Genomic DNA, 17,470 nt, shown 5'->3' on the forward strand with positions numbered 1-17,470 from the left:
GGATAACAACAATGAACAGTCATTTAGGCACCAAGTTAGTAGCTATTGCAGCGGTCACCTTGCTGGCAGCAGGCTGCGGCAGTACCACCCAAAACGGCTACCAAGGCGCGCACCCAGTGCAGCGCACCACCACCAATGAAATGAACACCATAGTATTTATTGATCATCAGCTTAACCGCACTGATATCACCAAAACCATCTTTGGTGAGCGGGTACAAGATACGGTTAAAGTAACTCTTGATCGCAGCGGCATCAGTAACAGCGCAACTGGGCAATTAGAAGTCTGGACCATGATTCGTAACCGTACCGACTACGATTTACAAATTGAAGGCAAGGCGTTGTTTTTTGATGCCAACCAAGCGCCTTTGATGGATGAAACTATGTGGCGGCGGGTGTATGTACCAGCCAATGGCACGGCTATCTATAAAGAAACTTCACTGAACGACCGTGCCGCCTACTTTTTAGTTGAGCTACGCGAAGGACGCTAACATGAACAGGTATGCTGATCGTTCGAGTGTTACTGGTAAGTTTTTAGGGCCCACCAAGTTGCTGTTGGCGGCCTTGGGGCTAGGCCTGGCGACTTGGCCCGTAGCCAGTACTCCACTAAAGCAACAAGATGCTCCCGCCCAACCTATGCTTAAAGAGTCTTATTTTGATCGTGCTCGCGCAGAACGAGCTGCTCCTAAGTCCTTAATCAAGGTAGATGAGGCGACCTTTCGTGCAGCCTATGACGCAGCAGGGCGCCCGCAACTGATCATGTTAGTAGGTGAGCCCTTCAGTGCCATGGTGTCGGATTGGCAGATGCAACGGCGGGTAAGTATCAATAGCCAAGCTACAGGTACCGAAGGCACCTTTACACCCAGCTCGCAAGATATCCAGATTGGGGTAGAGCAGCGACGTAGCCAAGGTGATTATCGCGACCCTATGCTCACGCCGGCACAATGGCAAGAGTATCAACGCGGCTATCAAGGCACCTTGCTTAAATACGGGGTGCGTTTGGTAAATCGGGCGGTGGCCATGCGGCTGCTAGACGCCGAAATCCGCTCTAGTACCGAGCGTAATCCGCAGGATGACCAGCAGCGCCTAGAAATGGACATGCTGCGTAAACATACTAAGCTGTTGATAGAAGTCTTGCCCTACCGCGAGCAAACGTTGAACTATGAACCGATTGGTTACCATATCAGCATGACCTCCATGACAGATGCCACCTTGCTGGCAGACGAGCGCATTAAAATTCCACAGGCAGCACAGTCTTACCGTGGTCGTGCCGGTGGCTACAATTTAGAGCGTGAGCGCCAAGTGGCAGGTGTGAGCGCAAACCGTGGCGGTTATCAAGTTATCGAGCAACCGCTGGAAATTTGGGCAGAACAAGGTGAACGAGCAGCAGAGGCAACGTTGCAGTTATTGTATGACAGGTATCTCTAAACGCTGCAGACTAGCGCTGGGCGGGTTGTTGCTGGCGCTCAGTGGGTGCACGGCTAATTTAGCCCCACAACAGTTAGAGATTGCCGATGGGGTGTATTGGTCAGCCCACTACCACAGCTACCTTGAAGCCAAAGACGGCCTGTTAACGCGTTATCAATATACGCCCAGCCAATGCTGGAGTGCCGATGCCGGCTTACTGCCACGGGTGTTTTCTAGTGCTTACAACCCGGGCCAGCACGAATGGGTGGGGGCGGGCCGCAACACCTTGGTGTTACGCCGATTATCTGATGGCATACCGGTATTTTTTACCCGTGAACCCTTGTTACCCGCTCCTTGTCGGCAACCACCCGAGGCCTCCGCCAGCGCCGTCATCGATACCTTAGCCGAGGTACTTACGCAGTTTCAGCATGGCCTAAGCCAAACGGAATTATTGCGCTGGCGCTATCAGGCGCAACGGCTGGATGCTCAACATAACCTTACCGATACGGATAAGTCCGTCGCTTTGTATCAACTGGTGCGCGAAGTCTTGGTAGATAGCGATGATCGCCACGCCTTTGTGCTGGCGCGCGAGCTTGGAGCTTATTATCGCGTTAACCCATTTACTGTGGGCGAGGCGCAACGCGAACTATCCCGCCAGCAATGGCAGCAGGAGTTGCAACAAAGTGTACTCTATAACGATTGCGAACAAGCCTTGTGGTGGGGATTGCTGAGCTCTGGCGAATATTATCTGGGCGTGTTACGGCTGCATGGTTTTACCAGCGCACAACAAGGCCTGCAGCAAGTTGAAGTGAGTTATAGCGAGGCTGGTCAGCGCTGCTTACAACGCGCGTTAGATAAGCTCGCCAGCGATCTCAAAAAAGCCAGTCAGAGCCTTGGCAAGCCCCCCAGCTTACTCATAGATTTGCGTTTCAACGAAGGTGGCAGCCTGCTACTGGCCAGCCAACTAGCCTTGAGTTTGCAAGCGCAACCTTTGCCTTTTGCGAGTATCAATCAGCATCAGCTAACCGAGCAACGGCGTCCCGATTTGAGTCGTCTGTATCAAGGGGGGCGGGTGTTAGTGAGTGAAATAACCGCCAGTGCCGCTGAACATTTAGCCCAAGCGTTGCGTTTACGCGGCTTTAGCTTGCATGGCCAAACCACTCGCGGGGCCTTCTCGCCAACCATTGTGAAGAGCCTACCCAACGGCTGGATCATCGGGGTCTCTATGTACGCCCCAGCCACCCTGCTTGACGGTCATGGTCAGGCGTTACCCGAAGGCACCGGCTTAGTTCCCGATCAGGAATTGCCGGCGACTTGGGTGTTTCCGGTGCGTTAGCTGTTGGCTTGCGTTTGCACGCTAGCATCAATCCAAGCCCGTACTTCTTGTTCCAAAATATCGAGCGGCACACTGCCGTTTTTCAGCACCTGATGGTGAAACTCGCGAATATCAAAATGAGCACCAAGGGCATCTTCGGCTTCAATGCGTAGCTTACGGATCAGCATCTCACCTAGTTTGTAAGACAAAGCTTGCCCAGGCCAGGTAATGTATCGATCAATTTCTGTTTGCACGTTATGCATACTTAGTGCCGTATTCGAAGCCATAAACTCCATCGCTTGGTCACGGCTCCAACCCATGGCGTGCATGCCGGTATCTACCACCAATCGAGCGGCACGCCACATTTCGTAGCTGAGCCGACCAAAGTCACTGTAAGGGTCTTGATAAAAACCAGCTTCTTTACCTAGCCACTCGGCATACAAGCCCCAACCTTCGCCAAAAGCAGAAATGTACGTGTGGCGACGGTAAGCTGGTAAGTCTTCCATTTCACGCGCTAGCGCTCCTTGCAAGTGATGTCCAGGTACCGCCTCGTGCAAGGTTAACGCCTCCATCTGATACAGCGGGCGGCGCTCCAGTGCATAGGTATTGACCCAATAAAAGCTGGCACGGTCATCACGACTGGTGCCAGCATAGCGGCCGGTGGTGTACTTAGGCGCAATCTCTGCTGGCACCGGGGCTATGCCATAGGGCTGGCGCGGCAGCAATTTAAAGAACTTAGGAAGCTCACCATCCATCTTCTTAGCAATATAAGACGCGTATTGCAGCAGCTCCTCGGCACTTTGCGGATAAAACTTCGGGTCGTTGCGTAAATAATCAGTGAATTCTGCAAAACTGCCTTCAAAGCCAGTTTTTTCAATCACTAACGCCATCTCATTACGGATACGTTTGACTTCGGCTAAGCCCATTTGATGGATCTCAGCAGGGGTCAAATCTAAAGTGGTGTAATGCTTGATGCGGTTTTGGTAATAATCAGCACCGTTTGGTAGCTCACTCGCACCGATGCTGGTGCGACTATTGGGTAAATAATCCATCACCATGTAATTAAACAATTGCTGATAGGCAGGCACCACCTCGTCGTCAATGATGTCTTGCGCGCGAGCGCCAAATTGTTGCCACTGCTGGTCGCTAACAAACGCTGGTTTGGCTTCGGTGAAAGGGGCAAAGAACACGCTCTCACTTGGGTCTTGCACAATGTAGGCGCTGATACTTTCTTCAAAGCCCTTCATAGCCGCTTGTGGTTGACTGTAACCAGCCGCCAAGCCGCGTTGCAACCATGCAGTTTGTTGCTCTAAATAACGCGGAATAGATTGCAGCCGAGTTAAGTAATCTTGATAGTCTTGGGCGCTGCGAAAGGCGGTGTTGCTAACCATAAAACTAAGATTGCTATGAAAGCCACCCTCGGCATTGAGCGGTTGGTAATGGTCGTTGTAATCGTAGCTATCAACGGCATTTTGGAGCCGATAAACCAGCATTCGGTGGTTAATTTGCTGCTGGCGCGATAGCTCAGCTACCGGTACTTGCTGCAACTGTTGTAACCATTGCCGTTGTTGCTCAGCGCGTGCGGTTACCGCCACTGGGCTCATATCCGTTAGTTCTACTCCGCGGCCTTGGTTCAAATAAGCCTGATAAATGCTATCAGCGAGCTCGCTAAAAGCTTGATCAGCACTAGCCGCGCGGGTAACCGCAGTGGCGGCTGGCGCATCAGCGCTAGCAGTACCAGCACCACTACTAGCACAGCCTGAAAGGGTTACCGCTAAGGCAGCAACTAAAGCCGTTGATAAGTAAGACGAAGGGGTACGCATAGGTTCTCCAAAAAGACATTTATTTTGCTACACTACTTTTTTGCTACAAAGCTTGGCAGAATAGACTAACCAAACATAACATTGTGCGGGGCCAACGGATAATTGCAAACATTAATCGACCGATACGCGTTTTTTTTCGAGGAATTTACCAGGTAGGTAAGCGACCATGACGGCACAAGCACAATCAGGCGTATACGCAGAACCTAATTTGCACGGCATCACGTTACTGTTGAACGTGATGACTGATGAGGTGGATACCGTGCGGCGTAAGCTGGCGCGGATTCCCATGTTGCTCGAAGGCCTAGATGCACGTTTCTCTGAAGCCATGCTCAATGGCATGGTGGCCATCGGTAGTGATTATTGGGATATTCTTTACAGTCATGTGCGGCCGTTACAATTAACCGGCTTTCCTGAGGTGAGCGATGGCGACCGACAAGCGCCACGGGAGTCTTTCGATTTATTACTCAACATTCGTTCGGATCGGTTTGATGTTAACTTTCAAGCCGCTCGCACCTTACTTGAATGGCTTGGTCATGACGTCGAGCTTGTTGAGCAAATCACCACCTTCAGATTTATGGATGGCCGTGATTTATTGGGCTTTATAGAAGCGCCTGATAATCCACGGGGGCTGCGCCGTCGCCAAGTGGCACTGGTACAGGATGATCCTGTGTTTGCCGCCGGTAGCTACATTTATTTGCAGAAATTTCGGCACGATTTGCGCCGCTGGGAACAGCTCAGCACCGATATGCAAGAGCATGTGATGGGGCGCAAAAAAGTCACCGGCGAGCGCATCAGTGAAGCCTTGCTAAGCCAAGTCAGCCACAGCCGTGCCGCGCGGTTACTGGATGCCAACGAGCAACCGTTAGAGCTGCTACGACAGAACATGCCATGGGGAAATTTGCGCGAGCAGGGCTTGTTAGGCTTGTATTGCACCGGCCAACCCAGCCATCTGCATACCTGGCTCAAACAACGTTATCTGGCCGATAGCCAAGGCGATTACGATCCGCTGCTAGATTACATCGAGGCCATCAGCAATAGTGCTTACTTTGCCCCGTCCGTTGATTTCTTACAGCAGCAAGGACAGCTCTAACTGACGCTATCGAACAACTGTTGCACGTTGCGCATGGTTTCTTCAATCTGCGCAACCTTCACCGGGGCAATAAAAATCGTATCATCGCCGGCAATGGTGCCGAGTACGCCTTCTTGCTTGCCCACCGAATCTAACAACCGCGCGATCAACTGGGCGGCGCCAGGGGTGGTTCGAATGATCACCATCACATCATTGTGTTGAATATCTAAAACAAGCTGCGTTAATGGCGCATGGGTGCTCGGGATGCCTAATTCTGCGGGTAAACAATAGACCATTTCTTGGCGCGCATTGCGGGTGCGCACGGCGCCGTACTTGCTCAACATGCGCGACACTTTAGACTGACTAATGTTAGTAAAACCAAGCTCTTTTAGCTGTTCAACAATCTCTCCCTGCGAGCCATAACACTCCTCTTTGAGTAGCGCTTTGAAGGCTTCAATTAAATCAGCAGCTTTAGGGTCGGCCATGGGTATATCTCTCTATGATTTTCTGGTTGCTAGTTATTATTATGGATTTACAGAGTAGCTGCTGAGTGTACAGCAATACAAGATAAGCGCCTAGTCAGGCGGTCGCCCGTTGTATTTTTCGCTAAAAGAGAGTAGAGTTTTTGGCCTAAATTTCCCCACATAAATGGATGGAGTCTGAGATGAAAGTTGCAGTTTTAGGTGCAGCCGGTGGTATCGGTCAAGCACTATCATTACTTTTGAAAACCCAATTACCAGTTGGTACAGAGTTGGCTTTATACGATGTAGCGCCAGTTGTTCCTGGTGTTGCTGTCGATCTCAGCCACATCCCAACGGCGGTTAGCGTAAAAGGTTACGGCAAAGACGACCTAGCTTCTGCGTTAGTGGGCAGCGACATCGTATTAATCCCAGCTGGTGTACCACGTAAGCCAGGTATGGACCGTTCTGACCTGTTCAACATCAACGCTGGTATCGTTGCTAACCTGATCGAAGCTATTGCGGACAACTGCCCAACGGCTTGCATCGGCATCATCACCAACCCAGTGAATACTACCGTTGCTATCGCTAAAAAAGTGTTAGAGAAAAAAGGCGTTTACAACAAAAACAAATTGTTTGGTGTGACTACCTTAGACGTGATTCGTGCAGAAACGTTTGTGGCTGAAATTCACGGTAAAAACCCAGCTGAAGTCACAGTTCCTGTGATTGGTGGCCACAGCGGCACCACCATCCTGCCATTGTTGTCACAAACAGGCCTAAGCTTTACCGACGAGCAAATTGAAGCGCTAACTAAGCGTATTCAAAATGCGGGTACTGAAGTGGTTGAAGCTAAAGCTGGCGGCGGCTCTGCTACCTTATCTATGGGCCAAGCAGCAGCGCGCTTCTGCTTGTCACTGGTGAAGGCACTGCAAGGCGACAACAGCGTTGTAGAGTGCACTTACGTTGAAACCGACGGTAAAGATGCCTTGTTCTTCGCTCACCCAGTTCGCCTTGGCGCTAACGGTGTTGAAGAAATCCTGTCTTACGGCGAATTAAGCGCTTACGAAGAAAAAGCCAAAGCCGACATGTTAGACGGTTTGAAAAACGACATCCAAATTGGTTTAGACTTCGTTAAGTAAGCTAAACCATTGAAGACGTTCAAGCAGAGCCTAATGGTACCTAGTGCACTTAGCGCTCTGCTTGTTATCTGTTATTACCTGCTAACACCTTGGCATTCCGCCTGGTTTATGGTCACCGCGCAAGTTTATGCAGGCGCTTGGTGGCAACCCCTCACCGCGAACCTGATGCATCATGACCAAGCCCATTTGTGGTTCAATGTGGCTGGCATTTGGATTGCTTGGCTGTTATTTCCGGCCCAATTGCAACGAAATCAAGATTGGTGGGTCCTGCTCCCAGTAGCCATCGTAAGTAGCCTGAGCCAACTCTGGTTTGCCCCAGGCCACGAAATCTATGCCGGCTTTTCAGGCGCCTTGTATGGCTTATTCGCCTACGCCGCGTTGCAAGATGCGTTGGCTAAACAATGGATCGGCGCTGCTATCGTGCTAGGTATCCTGATCAAAAGCCTGCTTGATTTTAGCTTTCCTAGCTTGGTTGAAGGCATAGCACTGTACGCCCATAGTGGCGGTATCGTCAGTGGATTTGTGCTAGCGCTGGTGGTTTTTCGCTGCTCCCAAGCAAAAAATAGTGTACAATCTGCGCCATGATTTTACTTGTGGCAGCTAAGCAGCACTAAGCAATGAACCTAAAACAGATCAATGCGTTAATGGCCGAAGACATGGCCGGCGTCAATCAATTAATTGGCAGCGAATTACAGTCAGATGTAGCACTGATTAACCAACTCGGCTTATACATTGTGAATAGTGGCGGCAAACGCTTGCGCCCACTGTTAGCAGTAACTGCCGCACGTGCCGTGGGTTACCAAGGCCATGGCCATCTCACGTTAGCCACTATCGTCGAGTTTATCCACACCGCTACCTTGTTACATGACGATGTGGTTGATGCTTCTGAATTACGCCGCGGCGAAAAAACCGCCAACGCCGTGTTTGGTAACGAAGCCAGCGTGCTGGTTGGTGACTTTTTATACACGCGCGCCTTTCAATTAATGGTCACCTTAAACTCCATGAAGGTGATGAAAATCCTAGCTGACGCCACCAATATTATTTCTGAAGGCGAAGTGCTGCAGTTGATGAACTGTAACGACCCGGACACTACAGAAACCAGCTACTTTGAGGTGATTTACGGCAAAACCGGCAAACTGTTTGAAGCGGCCACTCAGTTAGGCGCGGTACTGGCAGCTCAGCCGGAGCCCGTCGAAGCTGCGTTAGCAGCCTACGGCCGCCACCTTGGTACCGCTTTCCAGCTGGTCGATGACTTGTTGGATTACACCGCCGATAGCGACACTATGGGTAAACAAGCCGGTGATGACCTGGCCGAAGGTAAGCCAACGCTGCCGCTGTTGTACGCCATGTGGCACGGCAACGATAGCGAAGCTAACCTGATTCGCCAAGCCATCGAGCAGGGCAATGGCCGCCAGCATTTAGCCGCGGTACTAGCTGCCATGCAGCGCACCGGCGCACTAGAATACACCCGTAACCGCGCCTTGGCCGAAGCCGAATTAGCCCAACAACAATTACAACAGCTACCGCCATCGCCCTATCGCGACGCACTGCACGCTCTCGCCGCCATCGCCGTGGACCGAATTGCGTAATTTTAAGAGCAAGAGCGCGATTGGCTATAAGTCATTAGCTATTGGTTTGAAGAGCAAGAGCGGTTTTGTGTCGCACTTAATAGCTAATAGCTAATAGCTAACAGCTAACATCGTATTTGCACTTTACTCGCCTCGCGAGTTTATGTACAATTCGCGCCCAGATTTAAATAAAGAAACCCTCACCACCTCGGTGAGGATCAATCGGAGAAAATCTATGTACGCAGTATTCCAAAGTGGCGGTAAGCAACACCGTGTAACTGAAGGCCAAATCGTCCGCCTGGAAAAGCTGGAAGCAGCCACCGGTGATGTGGTTGAGTTCGATCAAGTATTAATGCTATCGAACGGTGACGACGTTAAAATCGGCGCACCTTTTGTTTCTGGTGGATCTATCAAGGCGGAAGTTATCAATCATGGTCGTGCAGACAAAGTGAACATTATCAAGTTCCGTCGTCGTAAGCACCACATGAAACGCCAAGGTCATCGTCAGTGGTTCACCGAAGTGAAAATCACTGGTATTAACGGTTAATTAAGGAGTAACGACAAATGGCACACAAGAAAGCCGCAGGCTCAACTCGTAACGGTCGTGACTCAGAAAGTAAACGTCTGGGTGTGAAACGCTTTGGTGGTGAATCAGTATTAGCTGGCAGCATCATCGTTCGTCAACGTGGTACTAAGTTCCACGCTGGTGACAACGTAGGTATCGGTCGTGACCATACTTTGTTCGCGTTAGCGGACGGCAAAGTTTCTTTTGCGGAAAAAGGTCCTAAAAACCGCAAATACGTAAGCATCGTTACTGAATAATTTCAGTTTAAACGAGCTCGCGAAAGAAATAAGAAACCCCGTCCGATGTGGCGGGGTTTTTTCATGTAAGCAGGTAGGTAATCATGAAGTTTGTAGATGAAGTTCAAATTCGCGTAGAAGCAGGCGACGGCGGTAACGGCGTGGTAGGCTTTCGCCGTGAAAAATACATCCCAAAAGGGGGACCTGATGGGGGTGATGGCGGCGATGGCGGTGACGTTTATCTAGAAGCTGATGAAAATATCAATACCTTAATTGATTATCAGTTTGAGCGCTTTCATCGGGCTCAGCGCGGTGAAAACGGTTCAGGCAAAAACTGTACCGGTAAGCGTGGTGAAGATTTGGTGCTGAAGGTGCCTGTGGGTACCCGCGCTACTGATATCGAAACCGGTGAAGTGCTGGGCGATTTAACTCGCCATGGGTTACGTAGAATGGTCGCCAAGGGCGGCTTTCACGGTCTTGGTAACGCTCGTTTTAAGAGCTCAACCAACCGCGCCCCACGGCAAAAAACCATGGGTACGCCGGGTGAAATTCGTAACCTCAAGTTAGAATTAATGCTGTTGGCTGACGTTGGTTTGCTGGGCATGCCAAATGCTGGCAAATCTACCTTTATTCGTTCGGTGTCAGCAGCGAAACCTAAAGTAGCGGATTATCCGTTTACCACCTTGGTGCCTAACTTAGGCGTGGTACGTCCGGTACCACATGCGAGCTTTGTGATCGCAGACATTCCAGGCTTGATCGAAGGTGCTGCTGAAGGCGCTGGCTTAGGTATTCGTTTCTTAAAGCATCTTGAACGCTGCCGTTTGTTATTACATCTTGTTGATTTGGCTCCCTATGATGAGACAGATCCAGCTGAGCAAGCAGTAACGATCGTGCAAGAGTTAGAGAAATACAGCCCTGAGTTGGCTGCTAAACCGCGTTGGTTGGTGGTGAACAAAGTAGACTTGCTGTCTGAAGAAGAAATAGCTGAAGGCATTGCTCGAGTGAAGGAAGCTTTGCAATGGGACGGCCCAGTTTATCAGATCTCCGGCTTAGCTCATGTGAACACGGACGCTCTGTGTAAAGAGATCGTCAATTACTTAGAGGCACTGCCTAAGCCAACTCCAGAAGAAATGGAAGCCGAGGCTAAAGCTAACGTCGAGTTTAAGTGGGATGACTATCATAAGCAGCAATTAGAAGCTTATGAAGATGACTACGATGACGAAGACGATGATGACGATTTTGACGACGATGATTATGATGTCGAGGTCGTTTACCAGAAATAGGATGGAAAGCCCATGTTAATTGCTCTTGTTGCTGCGATGGCAGCCAATCGTGTGATCGGTAAAGATGGCGATATGCCATGGCATTTGCCAGCTGAGCTGAAACACTTTAAGCAAGTAACCTTGGGCAAGCCGGTGGTGATGGGCCGTACCACCTATGAATCTATTGGGCGCCCATTACCCGGGCGCACCAACATTGTTTTAAGCCGTAAGCATCAGCAGCCTCATACCGATGAACTAGGCGTGATTTGGGTGAACAGCCCGCATTATGCGGTGCAAGCTGCCGGCCATGCCGATGAGCTGATGGTTATCGGCGGCGGCCATGTGTATGCTGAGTTTTTACCTCGTGCCGACAAACTCTACCTCACCAAAATCGATTTAGACACCGCCGGCGATACCTATTTTCCTGATTACCAAGCCGTGGCAGATTGGGACCTCATCGAAGCCGTTGAACACCCCGCCGATGCCAGTAACCCGCACGCATTTGTAACAGAAGTTTACCTACGCAAGAGTTAACGGCGAGATCGGAACGCAGCGCCTTTAAAGTGTAATTATTCTGTAAAGACCTCCGTATTAGTTAACATTTTATTCCGTTGCAAGCCCTAGCCACGCTCAGTAATATGATTGAAACAGTTGATAGCTAAAATCAGCGAAAAGTTTAGCTGAAGATGTGAAGGGTAGGGTTGCGGTGCAGCGTTCTAGTTATTATGCAGTTCAAGTGACAGTCATGTTAGCCGTGGTGCTAACGACACTTGTGGCTGTGCGCCCGGCGCAGGCCAAACCGCTGTTGCAACCTTACGACGAAAACCTCGTTCTTAGCCTATGCAGTTATGTGCGCGCCAACGATAGCATAGGTTTTCGCGACAAGCTGCGAGACTACCGTCTACGTATCCGCGATATCTATAGTGACGTGCGTTGCAACCATAGCACCATGATCCAATTCGCAATCGAACATCGTGCCGATGACATCGGCCGCCTTTTGGTGTTAAGCATAAGCCCACGTGATTTAGCCGCCAATGGCGATGTCGATTGGGTGCGGCAACATAGCAGCAGTGTAGAAAAACCTACCAGCAGTTTGGCTAACGGTAATGTCATTGAACTGTTACGGCAGCGCATCGCTGACTACTCCCAAGAATAACCATCCAGCTTAAATAATCATTTACAGTTTAACGCTTCCCAGACTCTGTGCTTCTCGTTACACTTAGGCAACTTGTTACAATCGGATAACAACCTATGAGAACGAACGGAATGTCCACCATGCTGCTGACCAAACTAGCAGTGGCGTCTAGCTTATTGATGAGTTTGCTGTTGCCCGCCGTTGCACAAACCGCACCTGAAGCCGACAGTACAGCTGCTACTAGCAGCACTCCCACCAGCAAATTAACCGGCTGCTACCTCAAAGGGATCAGCGAGCAGGTACAATGCGGAAGTTTATCGGTACCGCAAGATTATGCGGCGCCAGACGCTAAACAACTGACCATTAATTACGCAGTGTTACCAGCCGTCAGCGAAAGTAAACGTCCCGACCCCTTATTGATTTTAGCTGGTGGTCCCGGCCAAGCAGCGGTTGAGTTGGCGCCCATGATTAATCGCATCTTCGCTGAGGTGCGCAAACGTCGCGATATTTTGCTTATCGACCAGCGCGGTACCGGTCAATCCGAGCCACTGAGCTGTAGCCTGAGTCACGAGCAAGAATTGGTAAAAACCGATGATGATGTAAAACTAGATGAGATGGCGCGTGAGTGTTTGGCGCAGTTTGAGCAATACGATCTTACTCAGTTCCACAGCTTGCATGCGATTAAAGATTTTGAGCAAGTACGCCAACATTTGGGTTATCAACAAGTTAACCTCTATGGCGGCTCTTACGGTAGCCGCGCCGGCTTAATCTACCTGCGTGAATTTCCGCAATCTGTCCGTACCGCAGTGTTAGATGCGGTGGCACCACCTGAAGTTGTAGTTGGCCCCTTTGGTCGTCATGGCGCTGATGCCTTCAATAAATTATTAGAGCAATGCAGTGCGAGTAGTGCCTGTGCGGATACCTTCCCTAACTTGGGCGATACTTACGTGCAGGTGTTAAAGCAGCTAGAGCAACAGCCGCAACTGATTAGCATTAAAGACCCGCTCACTAATGAGCCGTTAGAGATCATGGTCACCGCCGGGCGTTTTAGTAGCGTCATGCGGGTGGGTTTGTATCATCCCACCACCCGCCAAATGTTGCCGTACGTGATTGATCAAACCGCCAAAGCTAATTACACCCCGTTAGTGGGCTTGTTAGGCACCACTACTGCCCAGGCAGAAATTTACATGGGCCTGATGCTGTCGGTGCTTTGTAGCGAAGATCTTGCCCGCGCAACCCCAGAGCTGCTTGCTGCCGACGGCGATAATGATTTTATCGGTAGCCGCACCGGCGATGCTTTTGTACAAATGTGTTCCGTTTGGCCACAGGCCGAGCGGCCGAGCGAATGGTTCGCCCCAGTCGCAAGTGATATTCCAACGTTGCTGTTGTCTGGCCGCTTAGATCCGGTCACGCCACCTACCTGGGGTGCCTTAGCGGCGCAGACCTTAACCAACAGCCGTCACGTGATTGCTGAGCATGGTTCACACACTATTGTTAGCCACACCTGTGCTAACCAATTGGTGGCCAAGTTCTTGGAAACTGCAGACCCAGCCGCGTTAGACACCAGCTGTATTGAAACTAAAAAGGCCGTACCTTTTATTTTAAACAGCAACGGCAAAGGCTTATAGGGGGCTAGCATGATTGAAGTATCTGAACTACGGAAAAGCTTCGGTAAGGTGAATGCCCTCAATGGCTTAAGCTTTGTGGCCCCAGAAGGGCAAATCACCGGCTTGCTTGGCCCTAATGGCGCCGGCAAAACCACCTGTTTGCGTACGATATATGGCTTGCTTAAGGCCGATAGCGGACATGCCCTTATTGATGGCATAGATACCAGTAAGCAACCCCTTGAAGCGCGTCGCAATATTGGCATCTTCCCGGATAAATTCGGGCTCTATGAGCGGCTCACCGCGCGCGAGCAAATCGCTTATTTCGCAGCCTTGCACGGGTTTAGTGGTGGCCAGCTTGAACAAGCAACCCAAACCGCGATTGACCGCTTAGATATGAGCGCCATCGCCGACCGTAAAGCCCAAGGCTTTTCGCAGGGTCAGCGAATGAAAGTCGCGCTGGCACAGGCTATTGTGCATCAGCCCAAGCACCTGATTTTAGACGAACCAAGCCGCGGCTTAGATGTTATGAGCACACGTATTTTGCGTGATCTGCTACGTGATTTAAGAGCCCAAGGCACCAGTATCCTGTTCTCTAGCCATGTAATGCAAGAAGTCGCCGCACTGTGCGACCAAGTGGTGGTGATAGCTGCCGGTAAAGTAGCAGCACAAGGTACCACCGAGCAATTATGCGAACTCACGGGCGAAACGGCTTTAGAAGAAGCCTTTGTTAAAATTATCGGAACTGACGAGGGCATTGCGGCATGAGCAACCCCATTGCAACTGTATGGCGTAAAGAACTGAAAGATGCCCTGCGTGATAAACGCTCGGTGATGGCGGCGATGTCTTATGCCTTTTTTGGTCCGCTGTTCATGGCCGTGGCCTTTTACTTTCTTATCAGCCAATTAACCGACCCCAGTGATGTCGAAATTGATATCAGTGGCACGGATCACGCACCGGCGCTGGTCGAACACCTGAATCAACAGGGTATCGTCCAACGCGACAAACCTTGGCCTGCCGGTACTACTCCTATTGAGCTGGAGATTCCCGCCAACTGGGGCGAGCAAATCGGCAAAGGTATCCCCGTTGAAGTGATCATTACCGCGGATTTCAGTGCGCAGAAGCAGACCACAGATTTGCGTCGTCTGGAAAAAGCCATCTCGGCTTACGGCAACCAAATTGCTTTTATGCGATTACAAATGCGCGGAATTGATCCAAATGTCGCTAATCCGATTACTTTAATAAAGCATGACACTGCTACTCAAGGCTCGCGTGCAGCATTGTTGATGGGGAGTGTGCTGATTTTCTTCTTGATGTCAGTGTTCTTCTCCGGCATGAACGTAGCGATAGATATCAGTGCTGGCGAACGCGAGCGCAATTCCCTGGAACTACTGCTAGCGCAGCCGTTAAGTAGTCACCAATTGGTGTACGGCAAAGCGCTGGCAGCTAGTTGCTTTGCGATGTTCGGGGGCGTGTTGTGCGTGTTGTTAACGCCTTTAGTGTTTCAATTTTTGCCGCTCCACGAAATCGGCATGAGTGTGTCCTTGTCGGCCGCTGATCTACTGCTCATCATTGCCCTGTTAGCCCCCTTAGCATTACTGGCTACGGCACTGCAATTGTTTGTGAGTTTCCGCGCCAAGAGCTTCAAAGAGGCCCAAACCTACATCTCGCTACTATTGATGGTGCCGATGATTGCCGTGTTTGGGGTAGAGTTTGCGCGCTTGAAAAGCCCAGCACTTTACTACCTACCCGTTACCGGACAGCATCAAGCCCTGTTAGATTTAATCAAAGGTGAGTCATTACAATGGCTGCCGCTGGGTTTAAGTGCCTTAGCGACACTGGTGGTATCTTGGGTGTTGATGCGCTTGATTGGTAAGATGCTGGCCAGCGAAAAAGTCGTGTTCGGGCTTTAACAACTAACGATGAGCATAGTAATAAAGGCGTTGGCCGAGGCGGCGAAACCGCGCGAATGGAAAGCGCGGTAACGCCGACTGATAAAACGGCAGTGCCGGTAGCTCAGCGCCCATGGCCAGCTGAGCTACCCGTTGCCCCGCTAACTGAGTAAAAGTCACGCCCGCCCCACAGTAACCCATGCTAGTAAAAACTCCCGGGCTTGGTGAGTAAATCCGCGGGTAGTCATCCAAGGCCACACTCACCCAGCCACTCCAAAAGTACTCGGCTTGAATACCACGCAAACAACTGAAGGTATCGGCCAAGGCGGCTAGTAAGTGCTCACGATAGCGTGGTTTATCCGCATCTTTGCCGGTAATGGCACCACGTCCGCCAAACAAGAGACGCTGATCTGGCAGCAATCTAAAATAATATTTCAGCGCTCGGGTATCCATTACCAAGCGTTGACTCGTCAGTTTGATGGTGGCTAGCTCAGTTGGGGTTAGCGGCCGCGTCACCACCACACTCGATAACACCGGCAGGGTGCGCCCCTGAACACTTGGATGTAAGTTCTGGGCGCTGTAGCCATTGCTAGCAATAATCACTTTGGCGCAGCGAATGGTGCCCGCTGGGGTACTAAGATGATGCTGTTGCTGCGGATCGGTATGCCAGTGTTGCACCGGAGTATGGCTGTATAGTTGGGCGCCGGCCTGGTCGGCCTGACGAGCAACGCTAGCAGCGAGTAATAGCGGGTTTAAGCCAAAACTTTGCGGAAAATGGATAGCAGCATGAGCATGGGGGCTGTTTATTTCATCTTGCAACTGTGTCTGGTTGAGCCAGCGCGTGGCGGGTTCAAACCGTTGTAGCTGTTGATATTGCTGTTGCAGCGTAGCTACGGCTTTAGCCGTATGGGCAATTTTGAGGTAGCCACCCGGTTGTGTCTGTAACTGCTCGGGGCAGGCTGCTTGATGCCGAGCGAGCCGGGCAAAGGCCTGCTGATATTCAGCTTGAATGCCACGTGCGGTGGTTTCGCCAAAGCGTTGTGCCCACGCCGCATAACCTAAGCGGCCGGTACCTGGCATGGCAAAGCCGGCATTACGGCTAGAGCACCCCCAGCCCAGTTGGTTGGCTTCTAACACCACCACCTGCTGCTGATAGCGCTCAGCTAATTCTAGCGCGGCATTGAGCCCGGTGTAACCGCCACCGATAATCACCACATCAGCGTAGTTTGGTAACGGACCCGCGGTTGCGGGCCAACTGGTGTGACTGTGATCTTGCCAATAGCTTGGCGCAGGGGGTTGCTGCGGACCCGGACACGAATCATGAAGCGGGTCGTACATCATTATTTAAATCTCAAGATCATCTCGCCGGCGCTACAGTAACAAATACCGTCACACACCGGACAATGATAACCATCGTTGACGGATAAATCGTACCAACGCTTACCATGCTCTTCGATAAGCTCACCGCCGCAACGAGTAAAGTATTCAAAGGCAGCGTTATCTGGGCTTTGCATCCAAATGTGCGCTAAGCCGGCACGACAGCCAAGCTTCTTCGCTTCGTTAATGCTGCGCTCTAGCATGCCGCGACCGATACCAGCGCCGCGAATATCAGGATCCACCGCCACGCATTTAAAGTAGCACATCTGCTCGGGGGCTACCGGCCATTCTGCCGGTGTACAGTGGTCATCTAACTCCCAGTTACCCGGCGCAAAGGTCAATCGGATGCCCGCTAATTGGCCATCCACAAACGCCAACCAATTGAGGTTAACCCCATCTTTGATGCCACGCTCGGCATAATCAGCCAATGATTCATCGGTAAGATAATTATCACCATGAACCTTGTTGCCAAGTTCTATCACGGCGTCGAAATCAGCCGCGGTAAGTTGTTTATATGAAACCATAAATAGCTACCTTGCTAAGCAAGTAAATGTAAACTGCAGTTTAGCGCGCTAGTTTATCATTGTTTTTTTACCTACGCCCAATCGCTCGATAAAAAAAGG

19 protein-coding genes are annotated in these 17,470 nt (G+C 50.8%); 15 read left to right on the forward strand and 4 right to left on the reverse strand.

The annotated features are described in order from the left end of the window. Positions 1-11: 11 nt before the first annotated feature. Genes AB8S08_RS01960 through AB8S08_RS01970 form a run of 3 tightly spaced genes read left to right on the forward strand, consistent with a single transcriptional unit; the run spans position 12 to position 2,740 of the window. Positions 12-488 carry a hypothetical protein gene (locus tag AB8S08_RS01960; protein WP_369743267.1) on the forward strand — a complete coding sequence of 159 codons (477 nt, stop codon included), beginning with the start codon at positions 12-14 and terminating at the stop codon, positions 486-488. A 1-nt stretch (position 489) separates the two neighbouring features. Next, positions 490-1,425: a hypothetical protein gene (locus AB8S08_RS01965; protein ID WP_369743268.1), complete on the forward strand. Its 936-nt coding sequence runs from the start codon at positions 490-492 to the stop codon at positions 1,423-1,425. Beyond that, complete coding sequence (locus AB8S08_RS01970; protein ID WP_369743269.1) at positions 1,409-2,740, forward strand: S41 family peptidase; 1,332 nt, start codon at positions 1,409-1,411, stop codon at positions 2,738-2,740. The genes AB8S08_RS01965 and AB8S08_RS01970 overlap by 17 nt, the downstream gene beginning before the upstream one ends. Here the strand turns inward: AB8S08_RS01970 and AB8S08_RS01975 are convergent. After that, positions 2,737-4,542, reverse strand: coding sequence for a DUF885 family protein (locus tag AB8S08_RS01975; RefSeq protein WP_369743271.1), 1,806 nt, complete (start codon positions 4,540-4,542; stop codon positions 2,737-2,739). The genes AB8S08_RS01970 and AB8S08_RS01975 overlap by 4 nt on opposite strands. Positions 4,543-4,708: 166 nt before the next feature. Here AB8S08_RS01975 and AB8S08_RS01980 point away from each other — a divergent pair, with 166 nt between their 5' ends. After that, complete coding sequence (locus AB8S08_RS01980) at positions 4,709-5,632, forward strand: Dyp-type peroxidase (RefSeq protein WP_369743272.1); 924 nt, start codon at positions 4,709-4,711, stop codon at positions 5,630-5,632. Here the strand turns inward: AB8S08_RS01980 and argR are convergent. Continuing rightward, positions 5,629-6,096: a transcriptional regulator ArgR gene (gene argR / locus AB8S08_RS01985; protein WP_110076704.1), complete on the reverse strand. Its 468-nt coding sequence runs from the start codon at positions 6,094-6,096 to the stop codon at positions 5,629-5,631. The two genes, AB8S08_RS01980 and argR, sit on opposite strands and share 4 nt — an antisense overlap. A gap of 179 nt (positions 6,097-6,275) precedes the next feature. Here argR and mdh point away from each other — a divergent pair, with 179 nt between their 5' ends. From mdh to AB8S08_RS02040, 11 genes are all read left to right on the forward strand, one after another. Beyond that, positions 6,276-7,208: a malate dehydrogenase gene (gene mdh, locus AB8S08_RS01990; RefSeq protein WP_110076703.1), complete on the forward strand. Its 933-nt coding sequence runs from the start codon at positions 6,276-6,278 to the stop codon at positions 7,206-7,208. A 33-nt stretch (positions 7,209-7,241) separates the two neighbouring features. Continuing rightward, on the forward strand, positions 7,242-7,793 hold the full coding sequence (locus AB8S08_RS01995; protein ID WP_369743273.1) for a rhomboid family intramembrane serine protease: 552 nt from the start codon (positions 7,242-7,244) through the stop codon (positions 7,791-7,793). A gap of 32 nt (positions 7,794-7,825) precedes the next feature. Continuing rightward, positions 7,826-8,797 (forward strand): octaprenyl diphosphate synthase, encoded by a 972-nt coding sequence (gene ispB, locus AB8S08_RS02000; protein WP_313932970.1) that lies wholly within the window; start codon positions 7,826-7,828, stop codon positions 8,795-8,797. Positions 8,798-9,011: 214 nt separating this feature from the next. Next, positions 9,012-9,323: a 50S ribosomal protein L21 gene (gene rplU, locus AB8S08_RS02005; RefSeq protein ID WP_055439239.1), complete on the forward strand. Its 312-nt coding sequence runs from the start codon at positions 9,012-9,014 to the stop codon at positions 9,321-9,323. 17 nt (positions 9,324-9,340) lie between these two features. Further along, entirely contained in the window at positions 9,341-9,598 is a 258-nt protein-coding gene (rpmA, locus tag AB8S08_RS02010) for a 50S ribosomal protein L27 (RefSeq protein WP_055439238.1), read from the forward strand. Positions 9,599-9,681: 83 nt separating this feature from the next. Then, a complete protein-coding gene (gene cgtA / locus AB8S08_RS02015) occupies positions 9,682-10,860 on the forward strand; it encodes an Obg family GTPase CgtA (RefSeq protein WP_313932971.1) in 1,179 nt (392 codons plus the stop codon). Between the two features lie 12 nt (positions 10,861-10,872). Continuing rightward, positions 10,873-11,373 carry a type 3 dihydrofolate reductase gene (gene folA / locus AB8S08_RS02020; RefSeq protein WP_313932972.1) on the forward strand — a complete coding sequence of 167 codons (501 nt, stop codon included), beginning with the start codon at positions 10,873-10,875 and terminating at the stop codon, positions 11,371-11,373. A gap of 172 nt (positions 11,374-11,545) precedes the next feature. Beyond that, entirely contained in the window at positions 11,546-11,995 is a 450-nt protein-coding gene (locus AB8S08_RS02025; RefSeq protein WP_369743276.1) for a DUF3718 domain-containing protein, read from the forward strand. 119 nt (positions 11,996-12,114) lie between these two features. After that, on the forward strand, positions 12,115-13,602 hold the full coding sequence (locus AB8S08_RS02030) for an alpha/beta hydrolase (RefSeq protein WP_369743277.1): 1,488 nt from the start codon (positions 12,115-12,117) through the stop codon (positions 13,600-13,602). A gap of 9 nt (positions 13,603-13,611) precedes the next feature. Beyond that, positions 13,612-14,346, forward strand: a complete 735-nt coding sequence (locus AB8S08_RS02035) for an ATP-binding cassette domain-containing protein (protein WP_110076696.1) — start codon at positions 13,612-13,614, stop codon at positions 14,344-14,346. Then, positions 14,343-15,491 (forward strand): ABC transporter permease, encoded by a 1,149-nt coding sequence (locus AB8S08_RS02040; protein ID WP_369743279.1) that lies wholly within the window; start codon positions 14,343-14,345, stop codon positions 15,489-15,491. Before AB8S08_RS02035 ends, AB8S08_RS02040 begins: the two co-directional genes overlap by 4 nt. Positions 15,492-15,494: 3 nt before the next feature. Here AB8S08_RS02040 and AB8S08_RS02045 read toward each other — a convergent pair whose 3' ends face one another. Both AB8S08_RS02045 and AB8S08_RS02050 read right to left on the reverse strand, forming a co-directional pair. Beyond that, the gene (locus tag AB8S08_RS02045; RefSeq protein ID WP_369743280.1) at positions 15,495-16,811 is read right to left on the reverse strand and encodes an NAD(P)/FAD-dependent oxidoreductase; all 1,317 of its coding nucleotides are present in this window, start codon (positions 16,809-16,811) and stop codon (positions 15,495-15,497) included. Next, a complete protein-coding gene (locus AB8S08_RS02050) occupies positions 16,811-17,371 on the reverse strand; it encodes a GNAT family N-acetyltransferase (RefSeq protein WP_369743282.1) in 561 nt (186 codons plus the stop codon). The genes AB8S08_RS02045 and AB8S08_RS02050 overlap by 1 nt, the downstream gene beginning before the upstream one ends. Positions 17,372-17,470: the final 99 nt, after the last annotated feature.

It is taken from the genome of Pseudidiomarina sp. PP-1MA (assembly GCF_041200125.1).
GTDB lineage: Bacteria > Pseudomonadota > Gammaproteobacteria > Enterobacterales > Alteromonadaceae > Pseudidiomarina > Pseudidiomarina fusca.